17 protein-coding genes and 1 pseudogene are annotated in these 17039 nt (G+C 71.8%); 8 read left to right on the top strand and 10 right to left on the bottom strand.

Annotated elements, in window-relative coordinates; genetic code table 11:
- On the top strand, window positions 1–185 hold a 185-nt coding region (locus tag E1193_RS32555), incomplete at its 5' end, for a hypothetical protein (protein ID WP_207922792.1).
- A gap of 136 nt (window positions 186–321) precedes the next feature.
- Complete coding sequence (locus E1193_RS21420; RefSeq protein ID WP_132184980.1) at window positions 322–1512, top strand: hypothetical protein; 1191 nt, start codon at window positions 322–324, stop codon at window positions 1510–1512.
- A gap of 220 nt (window positions 1513–1732) precedes the next feature.
- On the opposite strand, the gene E1193_RS21410 is transcribed toward E1193_RS21420, so the two are convergent.
- The 3 genes and pseudogenes from E1193_RS21410 to E1193_RS21400 form a co-directional block, all read right to left on the bottom strand.
- Entirely contained in the window at window positions 1733–3439 is a 1707-nt protein-coding gene (locus tag E1193_RS21410) for a S8 family serine peptidase (protein ID WP_165945794.1), read from the bottom strand.
- A gap of 85 nt (window positions 3440–3524) precedes the next feature.
- Window positions 3525–3835: pseudogene (locus E1193_RS21405) on the bottom strand (HAD hydrolase-like protein); the annotation flags it as partial.
- A 56-nt stretch (window positions 3836–3891) separates the two neighbouring features.
- Window positions 3892–4851: an EamA family transporter gene (locus tag E1193_RS21400; RefSeq protein WP_132184977.1), complete on the bottom strand. Its 960-nt coding sequence runs from the start codon at window positions 4849–4851 to the stop codon at window positions 3892–3894.
- Window positions 4852–4933: 82 nt separating this feature from the next.
- Here E1193_RS21400 and E1193_RS21395 point away from each other — a divergent pair, with 82 nt between their 5' ends.
- Window positions 4934–5479: a CGNR zinc finger domain-containing protein gene (locus E1193_RS21395; protein WP_132184976.1), complete on the top strand. Its 546-nt coding sequence runs from the start codon at window positions 4934–4936 to the stop codon at window positions 5477–5479.
- On the opposite strand, the gene E1193_RS21390 is transcribed toward E1193_RS21395, so the two are convergent.
- The gene (locus tag E1193_RS21390; protein WP_132184975.1) at window positions 5439–6011 is read right to left on the bottom strand and encodes a GNAT family N-acetyltransferase; all 573 of its coding nucleotides are present in this window, start codon (window positions 6009–6011) and stop codon (window positions 5439–5441) included. The two genes, E1193_RS21395 and E1193_RS21390, sit on opposite strands and share 41 nt — an antisense overlap.
- Before the next feature lie 62 nt (window positions 6012–6073).
- On the opposite strand from E1193_RS21390, the gene E1193_RS21385 reads away from it, so the two are divergent.
- A complete protein-coding gene (locus tag E1193_RS21385) occupies window positions 6074–6736 on the top strand; it encodes an HAD family hydrolase (RefSeq protein ID WP_132184974.1) in 663 nt (220 codons plus the stop codon).
- A 206-nt stretch (window positions 6737–6942) separates the two neighbouring features.
- On the opposite strand, the gene E1193_RS21380 is transcribed toward E1193_RS21385, so the two are convergent.
- Entirely contained in the window at window positions 6943–7125 is a 183-nt protein-coding gene (locus tag E1193_RS21380) for a DUF397 domain-containing protein (RefSeq protein WP_132184973.1), read from the bottom strand.
- Window positions 7116–7928 (bottom strand): helix-turn-helix transcriptional regulator, encoded by an 813-nt coding sequence (locus tag E1193_RS21375; protein ID WP_132184972.1) that lies wholly within the window; start codon window positions 7926–7928, stop codon window positions 7116–7118. The genes E1193_RS21380 and E1193_RS21375 overlap by 10 nt, the downstream gene beginning before the upstream one ends.
- Window positions 7929–8447: 519 nt before the next feature.
- Between E1193_RS21375 and E1193_RS32025 the strand changes: the two genes are divergently transcribed.
- The gene (locus E1193_RS32025) at window positions 8448–8588 is read left to right on the top strand and encodes a hypothetical protein (RefSeq protein WP_165945793.1); all 141 of its coding nucleotides are present in this window, start codon (window positions 8448–8450) and stop codon (window positions 8586–8588) included.
- 98 nt (window positions 8589–8686) lie between these two features.
- On the top strand, window positions 8687–8968 hold the full coding sequence (locus E1193_RS21370; protein WP_132184971.1) for a hypothetical protein: 282 nt from the start codon (window positions 8687–8689) through the stop codon (window positions 8966–8968).
- Window positions 8969–9110: 142 nt separating this feature from the next.
- Here E1193_RS21370 and E1193_RS21365 read toward each other — a convergent pair whose 3' ends face one another.
- Entirely contained in the window at window positions 9111–10520 is a 1410-nt protein-coding gene (locus tag E1193_RS21365) for a class II fumarate hydratase (RefSeq protein WP_207922791.1), read from the bottom strand.
- Between the two features lie 122 nt (window positions 10521–10642).
- Between E1193_RS21365 and E1193_RS21360 the strand changes: the two genes are divergently transcribed.
- The gene (locus E1193_RS21360) at window positions 10643–11722 is read left to right on the top strand and encodes a hypothetical protein (protein WP_132184969.1); all 1080 of its coding nucleotides are present in this window, start codon (window positions 10643–10645) and stop codon (window positions 11720–11722) included.
- Window positions 11723–11792: 70 nt separating this feature from the next.
- On the opposite strand, the gene E1193_RS21355 is transcribed toward E1193_RS21360, so the two are convergent.
- The 3 genes from E1193_RS21355 to E1193_RS21345 all read right to left on the bottom strand — a co-directional run bounded on the left by E1193_RS21355 (window position 11793) and on the right by E1193_RS21345 (window position 15542).
- Entirely contained in the window at window positions 11793–13460 is a 1668-nt protein-coding gene (locus E1193_RS21355; RefSeq protein ID WP_132184968.1) for a fumarate hydratase, read from the bottom strand.
- An 89-nt stretch (window positions 13461–13549) separates the two neighbouring features.
- Window positions 13550–14950 carry a PQQ-binding-like beta-propeller repeat protein gene (locus tag E1193_RS21350; RefSeq protein WP_132184981.1) on the bottom strand — a complete coding sequence of 467 codons (1401 nt, stop codon included), beginning with the start codon at window positions 14948–14950 and terminating at the stop codon, window positions 13550–13552.
- Between the two features lie 103 nt (window positions 14951–15053).
- On the bottom strand, window positions 15054–15542 hold the full coding sequence (locus E1193_RS21345) for an Lrp/AsnC family transcriptional regulator (RefSeq protein ID WP_132184967.1): 489 nt from the start codon (window positions 15540–15542) through the stop codon (window positions 15054–15056).
- 139 nt (window positions 15543–15681) lie between these two features.
- Between E1193_RS21345 and hppD the strand changes: the two genes are divergently transcribed.
- Window positions 15682–16881 carry a 4-hydroxyphenylpyruvate dioxygenase gene (hppD, locus tag E1193_RS21340; protein ID WP_132184966.1) on the top strand — a complete coding sequence of 400 codons (1200 nt, stop codon included), beginning with the start codon at window positions 15682–15684 and terminating at the stop codon, window positions 16879–16881.
- Window positions 16882–17039: the final 158 nt, after the last annotated feature.

Here is a 17039-nt window from a genome sequence, read left to right as displayed (position 1 = left end):
CAAGAAGCCCAGCCGACACCAACCACGAGGACCACGACGCCATCGGACCGGCACCAGCCACGCGACACCCCCTGCCGACAGCCAACCTCCACCCGCCCAGCCGACCCTCCACCCGCCCGGCCGACGCCAACCACGACAGACCACCGCACTGGTCGGACGGGCTCCAGTCGCGGCGAAGCAACTGAGACGCGCCAGGGACTGGGCTGAGATAGCACATGTCGGCGGCCGAGAAAGCGTTGTCCACAAGCGCGTCAACGCGCACGTCGGGCGGTTGTCCACAGGGGTGTTGCCGGCCCGTCGCCGGCCGTCAGGCTGGTCGGCATGCCCCCACTCGCTCACCGGCCGACCGCTCTCGCGTGGCAGGTATTCCGTGGCTCGGACGCGGTCCGGCGCGGCCTCCTGACCGTTCACCAACTTCGTAGCTCGGCCTGGGTCCAACTCCGCCACGATGTCTACGCCGACGCCCGGCTCGACCGCGACCACGGTCTGGCCTGCCGTGCCGTGGGGCTTCGGCTGCCGCCGGACGCGATGGTCGCCGGCCCGTCGGCGGCGTATCTGCACGGTGTGGAGCACGCCGCCGGTTTTACGGACGACGTTCACGTACTGGCCCCGGTGGGCACCGGCCTGCGCAGCCGCCGCGGTCTCCGGGTGCACACGACCCTCCAACCGCTGCGCGTCGCCACCGTTCCGGCGTCGGGCACGTATTCCCCGATCGCACCGCCGACCGCAAGGGCGGGCCGGCCGGCGGTGCCGGCGACCGCTGTCACCCGTGCCGGGCCCGCCCACGCCGCCGCTGCCGCCCGCCCAATCCGGCGATCGGCCGAGCCGTCTGCCGACAGCCTCGACCCGCGCTCACACGCCGGCGACGACCCTGTCAGGCTCTCGACCGACGGCGACGCGTCCTGCCGCAGCATCGGCGATGGCACGGTGCCGAGTCGGGTCGGGCCTACCCCGTCGAGCGTCGCCCTGCCCGCGCCCAGTGGCGTTCCACCGCGCACCGGTCCGGCGCACGCCGCGTGGGAGACGGCGGCCTGGCTTGAGCCGGTACGTGCAGTCGGCATCGTCGACTCGCTGCTCGGCCAGGGGCTGACCACCCGGGCGGAGCTGGCCGAGGTCGCCGGCCGGTGTGCCACCCGACCGGGTGGGAGTCGGGCCCAACGCGTCTTCGACCTGGCCGACCCGGGTGCACAGTCGCCGCCGGAGTCGCACCTGCGGGTACGCCTGGTGTTGGCCGGTCTGCCCCGACCGGTCACCCAGCTCCCGGTTCACCTGCCGTCCGGACTGATCCTGCATCCCGACCTGGCCTGGCCGGAATTCCGCGTCGCGGTGGAGTACGACGGTGCATGGCACGCCGACCCGGACCAGTTGCACCGCGACCGTCGACGCCTCAACCAGTTCGCCGGCGCGGGGTGGTTCGTCCTGCACGTGACCGGTCGCCGCCTCCGTGAGGACTTCCCCGCGGTCGTCCGCGAGGTCCGCGCCGCCCTGTCCGAACGGGGCTGGCGTCGATGACCGGCTTGACATGCGGCATAACGGTCAGTCATCGACCCCGGACGCCGCAACCTGCCGCAATCGGAGTCGATCCCGCCCGGCCAGACGGGCCGGGCAGGGCAGACGGGCCGGGCAGGGCAGACGGGCCGGGCAGGGCAGACGCGCCGGGCAGGGCAGACGCGCCGGGCAGGCAAACCAGACGGGGCCCGGCCGAGGGGTCGGCCGGGCCCCGCGGCACGTGTTACGGCCGCATGTGCGGCTTGAGCGGGCTGGTCACCGCGGCGTACGCGTCGATGATGCCGTACCCATAGAAGCCGTTGAAGTTCAGCGAGCCGGCGCAGTACGCGTCGAACTCTGCCGAACGGCCCTCGTTGGTGTAGCTCTGCAAGCGCGGCTCGGGGCAGGCGTGCTCGACGGCGGTCCGGTAGAGGTGCTGCTCCACCAGATCCGGCGACAGGGCGAAGCCGTTGCGGCCCTGCTTCTTGCCGTACTTGCTGACGATCAGACCGGCGACGCCGCTGACGTGCGGCGCCGCCATCGAGGTGCCCTGCAGGTAGGTGTAGTACCCGCACTCACCCTTGGCCGTGCACTGCTTGAAGACCGACTCCTCGAACCCGGCGACGACGTTGCCGTTCTCGTCGACCGAGCCCTCCTCCTGGAGCACCTTCTTCGGGTACGTCGAGAGGATCATGTTGGCGTCGGTGCGGTAGGTGTCGGTGCCGTACCCGTCCCGGAACCAGCCGCCGGGCGCGGCGACCGAGATCTGCTCGGTGCCGTAGTTGGAGTAGTCCGCCTTCTTGCTCGACGGGCCGACGGCGGAGACGCCGATGACGTGCGGGCCCTCGGCCGGCAGGCTCCAGCAGCTCTCGTTGTCGATCGGCCGGGGGTACGGGTCGGCGCCATGGTCCGGGCTGGAGACGTCGGTCCTTGGCGCTCCGAGGTCTTCGTGGTTGTTGCCGAGCGCGCCGACCAGGGTGACGCCATTGCGGTGGGCGAAGTTCAGGGCCCGCTTCATCGCCTTGATGATGGCCCGTTGCTCGGCCTGCGACTCCGGCGAGTCGGCCGGGTTGGCGGTGCAGTTGTAGAGCCACGGGTCGACGTAGAACGACATGTTGACCACGTCGATGCCGGCCCTGCCCGCGTACACGAGCGCGTTGACCACCGGGTTGAGGAAGAAGTACCCGGAGTCCTGCCCGCCCTTGAGGTCGACCAGCGACACGTTCGGGGCGACGCCGGAGAGGCCGAACCCGTTGGCGGCGGCACCGATGGTGCCGGCCACGTGGGTGCCGTGCCCGCCGTCGTCGGTGCCGGCCGGGTCGAGGCAGCTCGGCACCTCGCACGGGCCGTCGATGTCGACCATGTCGGGGGCGAAGTTGCGCGACAGCGACCAGTTGAAGTTCGGCGCGAGGTCCGGCTGGCTGGCGTCGACGCCGGTGTCGAGGATGGCGACGGTCACCCGCCTGTCGCCCGGCTCGACCTTGCGGGCCTTGTCAGCCCGGATCATGCCCAGGCCCCAGAGCTTGTCGTCCAGCGGGTCGAGCTTGCCGCCCTCGCCCTTGGTGGTCTTGGCAGCACCCTTGGCCTTGGCAGCACTCTTGGCCTGGGCGAACAGGTGTTCCTGCTCGATCCGGTCCAGCTTCGGCTTGCGTCCGATGGCCTTCTGCTCGGCGGCGCCGACCAGCTCGCCGGCCGCCCGGGCCCGGCCGGCGAAGTCGGCCCGGTCGCTGGTGACCTGGAAGAGCCCGACGTCTTCGGTGCGGGAGACCACGGTCCCGCCGGCCGCCCGGATCGCGGCGACGGCCGCGGCGACGGGGACACCGTCCTCGGCGACCACGGTGAACGTTCGATTGCTGGTCGGTCCGGCGTTCGCCGGAGCCGACAAACCGGTCACCGTGAGTGCCAGAGTCGCCGCGGTCGCGACGGCTCCGGCGGTGAAGCGCTTGCTCACCACATCAGATCCTCTCGTTGAGGGACGTGGCAGCATCAGATCGCACCCGGAGGGAGCTGCGCCAGTGCAAGCCCGAAAGAACCGGTTATCCGGAATTCGCTGGCTGCAGGGCACGTAGCACGACGGGCAGCTCGACCAGTGTGGATACCTCGGCGTCGGGGCGTAGCCCCGGCGGGCACGTCAGGCCGGCCCGGTTGAGCCGGATGCCCCGCAGGCCGGCGCGCTGCGGGCCGACCACGTCGTGGGCGAGTGAATCCCCGACGTACACGATCTGCTCCGCGCGACGAGCGCGGGCAGCGCGTCGGCGTACGGCCGGATCAGCGCGAACCGCCGGGCGAAGAAGAGCGCCGCCAGCTCGTCGAGTTGGTCGGTGAGTCCGGCCCGGGCCAGTGAGCGGGGCCAGGGTCCCGTCGGCGTCGAACACCACCACGCTCAGCACGACGGGCACCCTCTCACGTCAGGGCCGGCTCGTCCGCCCGCTCGGTCACCCGTTCGGCCCGGACGCCGCGCAGCTCGTCCAGGCGGACCAGGGCCACCCCGACGACGATCAGCGCGCCACCGAGGAACTGCACCAGGGTCGGCAGCTCACCCAGCACCAGCCAGGCGATGAGCACCGCGAACATCACCTCGGTCAGCCCGACGAACGACGACATCCGGGCGCCGAGAATCCGCGTCGCGGCGATCCCGGCCAGGTACGCGACCACTGCCGCGATCAGCGACAGCCCGGCGATCGGGACGAGCCAGCTGGTGCGCTGCCCGGCGAAGTCGACCGGCCCGAAGGTGGCCCGCAGCGGCAGTGCGCCGACCAGGCCGAGCAGGGCCAGTGCGGCCGCCCCGACGGCCATCCCGAGGCTGGCCATGGTGACCGAGGGCAGTTCGTCGTCAACCTGGGCTGCGAGGACGAAGTACCCGGCCAGGCCGACCGCCGCGCCGAGGCCCCAGAGCACGCCGACCGGGTCGAGGCGACCGGCGCCGGTCAGATCGAGGACGAAGGCGAGCCCGGCCAACGCCGCGACCGAGCCGACCACGGTGAGCCGCCTGGGTCGCTGCCGGTGCACGAGCCACATCCAGGCCACGACGAGGACGATGCCGAGGTATTCCAGCAGCAGTGCGACGCCGACCGGCAGGAATCGCACGGCGTTGAAGAAGCACGCCTGGGCGGTGGCGACTGCGAGCAGCCCGAAAGCGCCCACCTGGCCGAGGGTGCGGCGCAGCACGTGGCCCCGGCCGCGCATCGCGAGCCCGGCCGGCACGGCGAGCACCAGGGCTGCGATGCCCACCCGGGCGATCACCACGGCCTCGGCGGACCACCCGGCTTCGATCAGGGAACGGGCGAAGGTGCCCGAGGTGGCGAAGGTGACGGCCGACACGAGGGCCAGTCCGAGCCCGGCGCCAGCGGTTCGCTGCTGCATCGGTTTCTCCTCGTCAGATCGGCGTCACGAGCAAAGTATGCTTATGCCAGTGACGCTAACGAGCCCCAAGACAGGAGTCAAATTGCTTTTCGCTCATGACACCGAGTGTGGGCTGATCGCCGCCACCGCGCTGGTCAACACCGACGGCCGGGACGGCGAGGGGCTGCCGGACGTCGCCGCCCTGGACCGGTTCGTCGTCACGCACGGCTGGACCGGCCGACACGAACGCACCGAGGCCGAACTCGACGCCGTCCGCGCGCTGCGCCCCCGGCTTCGCCGGATCTGGTACGCCGACACCGACGAGGTCGTCGCCATCGTCAACGCGCTGCTGCGGGAATCCCACGCGTTGCCCCAGCTCGTCCGGCACGACGACGAGCCGTACCACGTGCACGCGGTGCCCCGGGACGCGCCGCTGGACACCCGGATGGCGGTCGAGGCGGCGATGGCGGTCGCCGACCTGGTACGCGGCGACGAGCTGGCCCGACTCGGGATCTGCGCCCACGCCGACTGCGGCAACGTGCTGGTCGACCTCTCGAAGAACCGGTCCCGCCGGTTCTGCGAGGCGGGCTGCGGCAACCGGGCGGCGGTCACCGCGTACCGGGCGCGAAAGGCCGCCACTCGCTCCTGAGCAGCTCGTACTCCACCTCACCGTGCTCGGTGCCCGGGATCGGATCGTCGAAGTGCAGGTGGAAGGTGCGCACGTACCGCAGGCCCACCCGCTCCATCACGGCCCGGGACCGGACGTTGACCGCCATCGTCTCCGCCCACACCCGACCGACGCCCACCGTCTCGAAGGCGTGCCGGAGCAGGGCCCGGGAGCCCTCGGTGGCCAGGCCCCGCCCCCACGCGGCGCGGCGCAACCGGTAACCCAGCTCCGCCTCGGTGCCGTCGTCGGACGGGTCGAGCGCGAACCAGCCCAGGAACTCGCCGGTCGCCCATTCCTCGGCCGCCCAGCGGCCCAGGTCGGGAGCATGGTCGTACCTGGCGAGGATGCGGGGCAGGTGCTCGTCGCGCACGGTCTCCCGCGGGGTCGGCTCACCGCCGGTGAGGAAGCGCATGACCTCCGGGTCGCCGTCCAGCTCCACCAGGTTGTCCACGTCGTCCGGAGTGAACCGGCGCAGCCGCAGCCGCTCCGCCTCCAGCAGCAGGTCTCCGCTCATGCCCCGAAGCATGGCGGCAGCCGGCCGACCGGTCGACGGATTAACCGGGCTACGCTTCGGCCGTGGTCAGGGGCCTGCTGCTCGACTTCTACGGCACCGTCGTGGAGGACGACGACGCGGTCGTGGCCGCGGTCGCCGCCCGGGTGGCGGCCGACGCCACGACACCAGTCACCCCCGAGGCCGTCGCGGCGGCATGGATGCGGGAGTTCGCCACGGTCGCGGAGGGCCCGCCGTTCCGGCTGCTGCGCGACAGCGCACCGGAGAGCCTGGCCCGGGTGATGGCTGAGGTCGGTTGCCCCGGCGACCCGACGACGCTCTACGCGGCTCACTACGCCACATGCGGGCCGCCTCCGCTGCGCCCCGGCACCCGGAAGTTCCTCGCCGGCCTCCGGCTGCCCGTCTGCGTGCTCTCCGACGCCGACCGGGACGACCTGCGGGCAGTCGTCGCCCACCACGGCCTGGCCTTCGCTGCGATAGTGACCAGTGAGGACGTCGGGGCGTACAAACCGGATGGTGCCATGTTCCGCCGGGCGCTCGCCGCACTGGGGCTGGCCGCCGACGAGGTGCTGCACGTCGGTGACTCGCTGCGCACCGACGTCGCCGGGGCGCACGAGGCGGGCATTCGCGCGGTGTGGGTCAAGCGGCACGGAACGCCGGCCCCGGCGGATGCACCGGTCAGCCACGAGATCACCGATCTGACCGGCCTGGCCACGATCCTCCGCTGACCGGCACCCGTCGCCGCCGGCGGCGCACTGGCGGCGCGTGGACCAGCACTGGCGGCGCGTGGACCAGCACTGGCGGCGTACTGGCGGCGCGTGGACCAGCACTGGCGGCGTACTGGCGGCGCATGGACCAGCACTGGCGGCGCGCTCGCCGGCACCGTCGCGAGCAGGTTCAGGCGAAGAGGTCCGCGACGGACCGGCCCGGCGCGTCAGCGCGGCGGCGCGGCCAGGAAGGCACGCCAGGCGTACGAGTCGAAGGTGAGCACCGGCCCGGCCGGGTCCTTGCTGTCCCGCACCCCGACCAACCCCGGCAGATTGGTCGCCACCTCGACACACTGGGTCGTCTGGTCGCTGCGGCTGCTCTTCCGCCACACGGCGCCGGTCAGTTCCATGACTCGGCAATCTCCCTCAGCAACTCGACGGACTCCTGCGCCGGCAGGGCCGCACCAAGGCTAACCTCCCAAACCTGTTGCAGCCGGCGGAGATTGGCCGGATCGTGCAGTTCCTCGCCTCGCCCTTGCCCACTGATCACGCCAAGTTCACTGTCGTCGGTCAGGGCCGCCAGAATGAACGGTCCACCAAGGCCCGGATACTCCCCGGTCGGCAGCGGCACTATGTGCAACCGGACATGCGGATGCTCGGTGGCAATCCGCGCCAGATGCAGAGCCTGGTCGGCCATCGTCTTGCGGTCGCCCACGCAGCGGCGCAGCACTCCCTCGTCCAGGACGACGACGATCTTCAGAACCCGGTCGCCGTAGAGGCAGCCCTGCAACTCCATCCGCTCGGCCAGCCGGCGCTCCACCTCTGCCTGATCGAGCAGGTCACCGGCTTCGAACACTGCTCGGGCGTAACCCTCCGTCTGAAAGAGGCCCGGCACGTAGCGCGATTCGTACCAGCGGAGCACCTTCGCCTCGGCCAGGATCCTGCGCCAACCACGCAACCACACCTGTGCCGTGTCGAGGCTCACCAGTTCGGTGAGCATGCGGCTGAAGATGCCGCCGGTGTCCAGCGCCCTGTCGACCAGCTCCAGGTACTTCGCGGTGGGCTGCTGCTGGCCCAATTCGACCGCGCTGACCATCGACGCCGAGTAGTTCACGGCCTTGGCCAGCTCGTCCTGACTCAGGCCCCGGCACGTCCGTGCCCGGCGCAGCTCGGCGACCAGGAAGGCCGCCGCCGTCATCCGCCCGTCCGCCATTTCCAGCCGTCCTCCAGCGCCAAGGGTGATCCATTCCAGGGCCGCGCCGGTCCGGCGATCCGGGAACGCAGGGCGCCTCGGGCAGCGAGCGCGAACCCTTCCCACCGTAGTGGTGTCGTCACCAGACTGTGAAGCGCGACAAACCCCGGCCCACCCTCCGGCCGGGCGATGTCGCGGTGGGACCGCCCGCTCCCCCGGCCGGCGGTCCCACCAGCCGGGGGGAGATGACGCGACCGACCCAACTTCCAGGGAGACGACCAGATGCCCCGGCTCATCCGGCGACACCAGCATGCCCTGTCCCGACGCACCGAGTGGCCTGTGCCGACGGTGGTCGGACGCCTTCACCGTCTCGGCCCTCGCCCAGCCCGCAACCGACGTCTCCTGCCGGCCGCGCCCTTCGGGCTGAGCCGGCCCCGGCCGGTACCGCTCGCGCCCCGCCACCGCCGGTCCTGGCGCAGCCTCGGCCTGCGGTGCTCGTGCGGACTGCGGTGGCGCAGGTGCCCCGACCGGTACGCCACCGTGCCGACCGAACCAGTCGTCGATCCGCCCACCCCGAACCGTCCACCCTGGGCCGACGCCACGGTGGCGTACCCGACGGTGGGGCGCGCCGGCTGGCTCACGCCGGCCCAGAAGTGGCGGGCCAACGGCGGCCGCTGGTGAGCGCGGGGCCCAGCCGTCGAGCAGTACGCAGACCGCCGCAGCCGGCCCCCGAGCAGCCAGGACGGACAGCGATCGGCGCCGAGCAGCCCGGACGGTCCGTGGCCGGCGCCGGGCACCCCCGCCCGCACCTGCCGTTACGTCCCATCTGGCTCTGCCGGCGCTGTGCCGCGCCGTGGCCCTGCGCCCCGGCCCGCCTCGCCTTGGTGGCCGAGTACGCGCACGACCGGGTCGCGCTCAGTGTCTACCTCTGCACGATGCTGCACGATGCCGCCGGGGATCTGTACCGGCTCAACCCGCACGACGGCCCCGCCCCGGCGACCCTCTTCCGGCGCTTCCTCGCCTGGGTGCCGCGCCTCCGCAGCGGCCCGGACGACCGGTGACCCGCTCCGATTGCGGCAAACGGGGGTCACCGGCCGCCCGGACACCGCAGATTGCCGCAACTTGCGAGCGGCCCCGGTGACCCCAGGGCGAGCGGCCCCGGTGACCCCAGGGCGGGCGGTCCCAGGGCGGGGACGCCGCTGGTCAGGGGTGGGTCATGCGGAGCAGGTCGAGGGCCTCGTCGAGCTGCACCTCGGAGAGTTTGCCGGAGTCGACGTGCCCCCGGGAGATCACCACCTCACGGATCGAGACCTGCCTCGCCAGCGCCTCCTTGGCGATCGAGGCGGCCTCGTCGTACCCGAGGTGGCGGTTGAGCGGGGTGACGATCGACGGGGAGCCTTCCGCGTACGCCAGGCAGACCTCGGCGTCCGCGACCAGGCCGACCACCAGCCGGTCGGCGAAGATCCGACTCGACGCGGCGAGCAGCTTGATCGACTCCAGCAGGTTGCGGCCCATCACCGGAAGCATGACGTTCAGCTCGAAGTCGCCCTGCGAGCCGGCGAACGCGACTGTGGCATCGTTGCCGATCACCTGCGCGCAGACCTGGCGCATCGCCTCGGCGACCACCGGATTCACCTTGCCCGGCATGATCGACGAGCCGGGCTGGAGGTCGGGGATACGCAGCTCGCGCAGACCGGCGCGCGGGCCGGAACCCATCCAGCGGATGTCGTTGGCCATCTTGTACAGCCCGACCGCGATGGTGCGCAGCTGACCGGAGGTCTCCACCAGCGCGTCCCGGGCGCCCTGCGCCTCGAAGTGGTTGCGCGCCTCGGTCAACGGCAGCCCGGTGGACTCACGCAACTTCTCGATCACCTTGCCGGCGAAACCGAACGGGGTGTTGATGCCGGTGCCCACGGCGGTGCCGCCGAGCGGCAGCTCGGCCAGCCGGGGCAGCGCCGACTCCAACCGCTGGACCCCGTACCGAATCTGGGCGGCGTAGCCGCCGAACTCCTGGCCGAGGGTGACCGGGGTGGCGTCCATCAGGTGGGTACGCCCGGCCTTGACCACCGTCTCGAACTCGGCCGCCTTCTCCTCCAACGCCCCGGCCAGGTGCTTCAGCGAGGGGATCAGATCCTCCACCACGAACTGGGTGGCGGCCAGGTGGATCGAGGACGGGAAGACGTCGTTGCTGGACTGGGAGGCGTTGACGTCGTCGTTCGGGTGCACCTCCCGGCCCAACTCCCGGCTGGCCAGGGTGGCGATCACCTCGTTGGCGTTCATGTTGGACGAGGTGCCGGACCCGGTCTGGAATACGTCGACCGGGAACTGGTCGTCGTATCCGCCGTCGGCCACGTGCGCGGCGGCGGCCGCGATCGCGGCGGCGACGTCGGCCTCGATCACCCCCAGTTCGCCGTTCACCTGGGCCGCCGCACCCTTGATCTGGGCCAGCGCCTTGATCTGCGCCGGTTCGATGCCCCGGCCCGAGATCGGGAAGTTCTGCACCGCGCGCTGGGTCTGCGCCCGCCACAGCGCCTCGGCGGGCACCTCCACCTCGCCCATCGAGTCGCGTTCGATCCGGTAACCCGCTGCCTCTGGAGTCGTCACGCGTACCATCCTGCCGCGCCGCCCGACGACGTGCAGATGATCGCGCGAGCACGAGGAAAAGGGACCGCTCGAAAAGTGACGAACAGTTACGATCTTCGAACTCTCCGCCCATCTAACCCGAGAGGTTCACCTTGCTCGAAAGACACGAGAGCTGTGCCGCTCGACGGCGGCGCAAACTGCGGAACACCCTCACCGCCATCCTCACAACAGTGGTCGCCGCCACCCTGGTCGGGGCCGGCCAACCCGCCGCCGCCGACACGAAGGAGAACACCCCACCGGACGTGCCCGGCCAACTCACCGTCGACTCGCTGCCCTGCGTCGACAACCTCGCCGTGAGCACCGCGACGCCGACCCTGACCGCCCTGCTGACCGACCCGGACGCGGTGCCGCCGTACGCCGAACAGGTCACCGCTACCTTCGCCTGGTGGCCGGTGGACCAGCCGACGCAGCGGACTGAGCAGACGTCGTCTTCCTGGAAGTCCGTCCCAACCAGGTTCCAGCACCGCCTCCAGCCCGGCGCGCTGGTCGACAGCGGAACGTACGCGTTCGCGGTGCAGGCCACCGACCGGGCCGGCGCCACCTCGATGTGGTCGGCGGAGTGCCGCTTCACGGTCGACATCAGCGCGCCCGCCCAACCGACGGTCAGCTCCACGGACTACCCGGACGATAGTGGGTGGCACGGTGGGCCGGGCATCCCGGGCCGGTTCACCTTCTCGGCCGGCGGCGACACCGACACGGTGGGCTTCCGGTACGACCTGTCCGGGCAGCCGACGACCGCCGTGGCGGCCGACGCCCCGGGTGGCTCGGCGACCGTCACGATCACCCCGGATCGGGACGGGCCGAGGTCGCTCAGTGTCCAGGCGGTGGACCGGGCGGGCAACCGGTCGCCGGCCACGACCTACGTGTTCCGCGTCGCGGACACCAGCCCGACGGTCAGCTCCGTCGAGTACCCGCTCGGCCGGACGGGCGCGCCGGTCGGGACGCCCGGCACGTTCGTCTTCCAGCCGGGGATGCCCGGGGTGATCGAGTACGTCTACTCGTTCGACGGTCGCCCCGCGGCGACGGTCGCGGCGGACGCCGGCGGGGCGGCATCGGTAACCTGGACGCCGTCGACCGCCGGGCTCCACCGGATCACCGTTCACACCCGTACCGTCGACGGCACCCGGTCGGAGACCTTCACCGGGGCGTTTCTCGTCGCCCGGGCGAGCTGACGCCCGATTGACGAACGACCGCCGGGCCGGCCGGGGCGATTGGCTCCGGCCGGCCCGGTCGGGCGGGGGATCAGCGGCGGCCGACGGTGAGCACCGGCTTGGTGACCTCGGCGAAGAAGTCGTTGCCCTTGTCGTCGACCACGATGAAGGCGGGAAAGTCCTCCACCTCGATCTTCCAGACCGCCTCCATGCCCAGCTCCGGGTATTCGAGCACCTCGACCTGGCGGATGCAGTCCTGTGCCAGCCGGGCGGCGGGGCCGCCGATCGAGCCGAGGTAGAAGCCGCCGTGCTGCTGGCAGGAGCGGGTCACCTGGCCGGAGCGGTTGCCCTTGGCCAGCATCACCAGCGACCCGCCGGCCGCCTGGAACTTCTCCACGTACGCGTCCATCCGGCCGGCGGTGGTCGGGCCGAACGAGCCGGAGGCGTACCCCTCGGGGGTCTTCGCCGGGCCGGCGTAGTAGACGGCGTGGTCGCGCAGGTACTGCGGCATCGGCTCACCGGCGTCCAGCCGCTCGGCGATCTTCGCGTGCGCGATGTCCCGGGCGACGACCAGCGGGCCGGTCAACGACAGCCGGGTCCTCACCGGGTACTTCGACAGCTCGGCGCGAATCTCGTCCATCGGCCGGTTCAGATCGACCCGGACGACCTCCTCGGTCTCCAGCGTCTCGTCGGTGACGTCGGGCAGGTAGCGCGCCGGGTCGGTCTCCAGTCGCTCCAACCACACGCCCGACGGGGTGATCTTGGCGACCGCCTGCCGGTCGGCGGAGCAGGAGACGGCGATCGCCACCGGGCAGGACGCGCCGTGCCGGGGCAGCCGGACCACCCGCACGTCGTGGCAGAAGTACCGGCCGCCGAACTGCGCGCCGATGCCGAAGTTGCGGGTCAGCTCCAGCACCTCCGCCTCCAGCTCCAGATCTCGGAAGCCGTGGGCAGTCATCGAGCCGGAGGTGGGCAGGGCGTCGAGATACTTGGCGGAGGCGTACTTCGCGGTCTTCAGGGCGTACTCGGCGGAGGTGCCGCCGATGACGACGGCCAGGTGGTACGGCGGGCAGGCCGAGGTGCCGATGAGCCGCAGCTTCTCCTCCAGGAACTGCATCATCCGCGTCGGGTTCAGCAGCGCCTTGGTCTCCTGGTAGAGGTACGACTTGTTGGCCGAGCCGCCGCCCTTTGCCATGAACAGGAACTTGAAGGCGTCCGGGTGGCCGTCCGGGTCCTCGGCGTAGAGCTCCACCTGGGCCGGCAGGTTGCTGCCGGTGTTGCGCTCCTCCCACATGGTCAGCGGAGCGAGCTGCGAGTAGCGCAGGTTGAGCCGGGTGTACGCCTGCCACACCCCGCGCGAGATCGCCTCGGCGTCGCTGCCGTCGGTGAGCACGTGCCGGCCGCGCTTGCCCATCACGATGGCGGTGCCGGTGTCCTGGCACATCGGCAGCACACCACCGGCGGCGATGTTGGCGTTGCGCAGCAGGTCCAGGGCGACGAACCGGTCGTTCGGCGAGGCGGCCGGGTCATCGATGATCGACCGCAGCTGGGCCAGGTGCGCGGGACGCAGGAAGTGGGCGATGTCGTGCATGGCCTCGGCGGTCAGCGCGGTCAGCGCGGCCGGCTCCACGGTGAGGAACCGGCGGCCCCCCGGGCCGTTGACGACATCGACGCCCTCGTCGGTGACCAGGCGGTACTCCGTGGTGTCCGGGCCGGTCGGCAGCAAGGGGGCGTACGAGAACGCGGCGGCACTGCTCATGACGGGAAAGCCTAGGGCAGACCGGTCGATCGGTGACACCCGCCGGGTGGGTTCGGGGACAGCGCCTCCACCGGAAGGACGGCGCACGCTCAGCCGTCGGCGCAGAGTTCCCGTTTCGGCCCGCAACTGTCCTGTGCACCCGGGGCCCGGTCGCCGCCGCCGGGGGCGGGGGCGACCGTGCCGTCCGGGCGGGAAGCCGGCGGCACGCCGGTGCCGGTGCCGGTGCCGAAGCGGACGTAGCCGATCTCCCGGCCCTCGCCGATGACCATCCCGCCCGAACCGACCGCGAGCGCGTTCGCGCTGCTGCGCAGCACCACCAGCTCACGGCCGGTGCGCGGGTCGAGCGCGATCAGCCGGTTCGGCTTCTCCCCGGTGAGCACCGCCGCGTACGGGGTGAGGGCGCCACCGGCCCGGTCGCTGGCCGGGCGGGTCCACCGCGCCCGGTCCACGCCGAACTGGCGACCGACAATCGATTGCTTGTCGGCGGCACGGACCAGCGCGTACCGGTCGTCGACGGCGAGCAGCCGCTCCCCCTCGGCGGTCACCAGCAGCCCTCGGCCGTCGTATCCGTCGAGGACCGCCTCCCGACCGTCCGGGGCGACGCCGATCAGCACGTTCCGGGCGCCCTGCGGGTCCTCCCGCTGGACACAGCCGACGCTGTCGGCGGTCCGCACGTTCACTCCCGCCCGCCGCCACACCTCCTCGCCGGTGGCCGCGTCACGGGCGGAGACGGTGTACTGGCAGGAGCCGTCGCGGGACACGGCGGTGATCCGGAGCAGCCGGCCGCCGACCACCGCCAGCCGCTCGTCCCGGCCGGGTTCGAGGTTCTGCACCACCCGCCCGCTGGCGGTGTCCACCACGTGCACCCGCCCGTCCACCGGGAAGCCGAGCAGCGGCGGCGCGGGCTCGGGGCCGGCCACCCCGGCGTCGATCCGGAGCGCGGTGAGCCGCCGGGTGCCCAGCAGGTTCGGGTTGTCGGCGAAGAGGCCGCTGGTCACGCCGGGCAGGAACGCCGTCCAGAGCGGTGCGGTGCCGCGCGGGTCCCAGGCGGAGAGGGTGCAGTCGGTCGCCTCGACGCAGCGCGCGTCGAGCAGCATGTTCCGGTACGTCCAGACGGCCACCGCGTCGTCGTCGCGGCGGCGTACCGCCCCGGTGGCGGGGTCGAGCAGCTCGTACCCCTTGACCAGGAGTTTGCCCACGGCGACGACCGGGTCCCGGTCGCCGCCGGCCACCGCCGCCCAGTCGGCCTTGCGTTCCCACAGCTGCGCTCCGGTGGCCAGGCTGCGCGCCTCGACCCGGGTCCGCTGCTCGACCACCACCGTGTCGCCGGCGATGGTGACGCTCTTCGGGGTGCCACCGATGCGCTGCTGCCAGACCACGTCCGGCTCGGAGATCGGCTTGCGGGTGCCGACCCATTCCCACATCGCGGGGAACGGGTTCCAGACACCGGTGGCGGCGAGGACGACCACGGTGACGAGCCCGAGCAGCAGTCCTCCACGCACGCCGAGCTTCGACACACCGCACACGGTAGCGATGCTCACCGAATCCCCGGCCTTGCTGGCCGGAGTGTCGCCGTCCTTTCTGCGCCGGGCCTCAGCGCCGGGCCGCGGAGTGGATCAGCGGGAGGGTGCGGTAGGGGATCTGCTCGGCGAGGGCGATGATGGTGGAGGCGCGGCGGATGCCCTCGTACGAGACGATCTGGTCGATCACCCGTTGCAGGTCGGCGTTGGAGCGCGCCACGATCCGGCAGAGCAGGTCGCTGGAGCCGGTGATCGTGTGCGCCTCCAGCACCTCGGGGATGGCGGCCAGGTGGGCGGTGACCGGGTCGTGCCCGTGCCGCTGGCTGATCTCCAGGGTGACGAAGCTGGTCACCGCGAAGCCGATCGCGGCCGGTGAGACCTCCGGCCCGAAACCGCCGATCACCCCGCGACCGACGAGCTTGTCCAGCCGGGCCTGGGCGGTGCCACGGGCCACGCCGAGGCGACGGGAACACTCCAGCACCCCGATCCGGGGCTCCTCGGCGAGCAGCTGGATCAGCTTGGCGTCAAGCTCGTCGAGCTGTACATCCTGCCCAGCGTTCATGCGTCTCCACTCTACGGAATGTGCAAGCTGACCAGCGAAACCGGTGACAGTTGCTCAGTCTGCCGGACCCGGTGATAGTCCCGGAAAGAGCGCAGGCACGGCGGCCCACGAGGCCGGCCGGTACGCGAGGGAGACCACCATGACCCAGGCGATCGACCGACCGACCGACGACGTCGACATCGACCAGCTCGTCGGCGCCGTCGACCACGACATCAGGCACGACCCGTTCCCGGTCAGGGGCCTCGACCACGTGCACTTCCTGGTCGGCAACGCCAAGCAGGCCGCGCACTACTACTCCACGGCGTTCGGGATGACCTGCGTGGCGTACCGAGGGCCGGAGCAGGGCTGCCGGGACCACGCCCAGTACGTGTTGACCAGCGGCTCGGCCCGGTTCGTGCTCACCGGCGTGGTCCGCCCCGACGCCGAGGGCGCCGACCACGTCGCGAAACACAGCGACGGCGTCTGCGACATCGCCCTGGATGTGCCGGACGTCGACGCCGCGTACGCGCACGCCGTCGGTCGGGGCGCGACCGGCCTGGTCGAGCCGCACGACGTCGCCGACGAGCACGGCACGGTCCGGCTGGCGGCCATCGCCGCGTACGGCGACACCCGGCACACCCTGGTCGACCGGTCCCGCTACACCGGCCCGTTCCTGCCCGGCTTCGTGGCCCGCAACCCGATCGCGGACCGGCAGCCCATGATCGACGCCGGCCTCCAGCCGAAGCGTTTCTTCCAGGCGGTCGACCACGTGGTCGGCAACGTCGAACTCGGCCGGATGGACGAGTGGGTGGACTTCTACAAGCGGGTCATGGGCTTCTCGAACATGGCCGAGTTCATCGGCGACGACATCGCCACCGACTACTCCGCGCTGATGAGCAAGGTCGTCGCCAACGGCACCCGCAAGGTGAAGTTCCCGCTCAACGAGCCGGCGGTCGCCCGCAAGCGGTCACAGATCGACGAGTACCTGGAGTTCTACCAGGGTCCGGGCGCGCAGCACATCGCCGTGGCCACCAACGACATCCTGGCCAGCGTCGACGCGATGCGGGCGGCCGGCGTGGACTTCCTGGACACCCCGGATTCGTACTACGACGACCCCGAGCTGCGGGCCCGGATCGGCGAGGTCCGGGTGCCGATCGAGGAGCTGAAGGCCCGCAGGATCCTCGTCGACCGGGACGAGGACGGCTACCTGCTCCAGATCTTCACCAAGCCGGTCCAGGACCGCCCGACCGTCTTCTTCGAGCTCATCGAGCGGCACGGCTCGCTCGGTTTCGGCAAGGGCAACTTCAAGGCGCTCTTCGAGGCCATCGAGCGGGAGCAGGAGAAGCGCGGCAACCTGTAACACTGTCGGGCGTGACCCAGCCTCCGACGTACCCGACGCCGCCGGCCGGTGGGCAGTCGCCCGCCGCCGGCGGCTTCGCGCCGCCCGCCGGTCCGATCCCCCAGGGGTACGCGGTCCCGCCGCAGTACGCCCCGCCGGGGCAGTTCCCACCACCGGGC

It is taken from the genome of Micromonospora sp. KC606 (genome assembly GCF_004348675.1).
In the GTDB taxonomy this organism is placed as follows: domain Bacteria; phylum Actinomycetota; class Actinomycetes; order Mycobacteriales; family Micromonosporaceae; genus Micromonospora.
Note: the sequence above shows the minus strand (reverse complement) of the source record. Positions and strands in the feature narration are given on the sequence as shown.

Bases quoted from the DNA above. Each gene is read 5' to 3' on its own strand.
- E1193_RS21420 (WP_132184980.1), top strand. From the start codon at position 322: ATGCCCCCACTCGCTCACCGGCCGACCGCTCTCGCGTGGCAGGTATTC.
- E1193_RS21400 (WP_132184977.1), bottom strand. From the start codon at position 4,851: ATGCAGCAGCGAACCGCTGGCGCCGGGCTCGGACTGGCCCTCGTGTCG.
- E1193_RS21390 (WP_132184975.1), bottom strand. From the start codon at position 6,011: ATGAGCGGAGACCTGCTGCTGGAGGCGGAGCGGCTGCGGCTGCGCCGG.
- E1193_RS21380 (WP_132184973.1), bottom strand. From the start codon at position 7,125: ATGGAACTGACCGGCGCCGTGTGGCGGAAGAGCAGCCGCAGCGACCAG.
- E1193_RS21375 (WP_132184972.1), bottom strand. From the start codon at position 7,928: ATGGCGGACGGGCGGATGACGGCGGCGGCCTTCCTGGTCGCCGAGCTG.
- E1193_RS21365 (WP_207922791.1), bottom strand. From the start codon at position 10,520: ATGGTACGCGTGACGACTCCAGAGGCAGCGGGTTACCGGATCGAACGC.
- E1193_RS21355 (WP_132184968.1), bottom strand. From the start codon at position 13,460: ATGAGCAGTGCCGCCGCGTTCTCGTACGCCCCCTTGCTGCCGACCGGC.
- E1193_RS21345 (WP_132184967.1), bottom strand. From the start codon at position 15,542: ATGAACGCTGGGCAGGATGTACAGCTCGACGAGCTTGACGCCAAGCTG.
- hppD (WP_132184966.1), top strand. From the start codon at position 15,682: ATGACCCAGGCGATCGACCGACCGACCGACGACGTCGACATCGACCAG.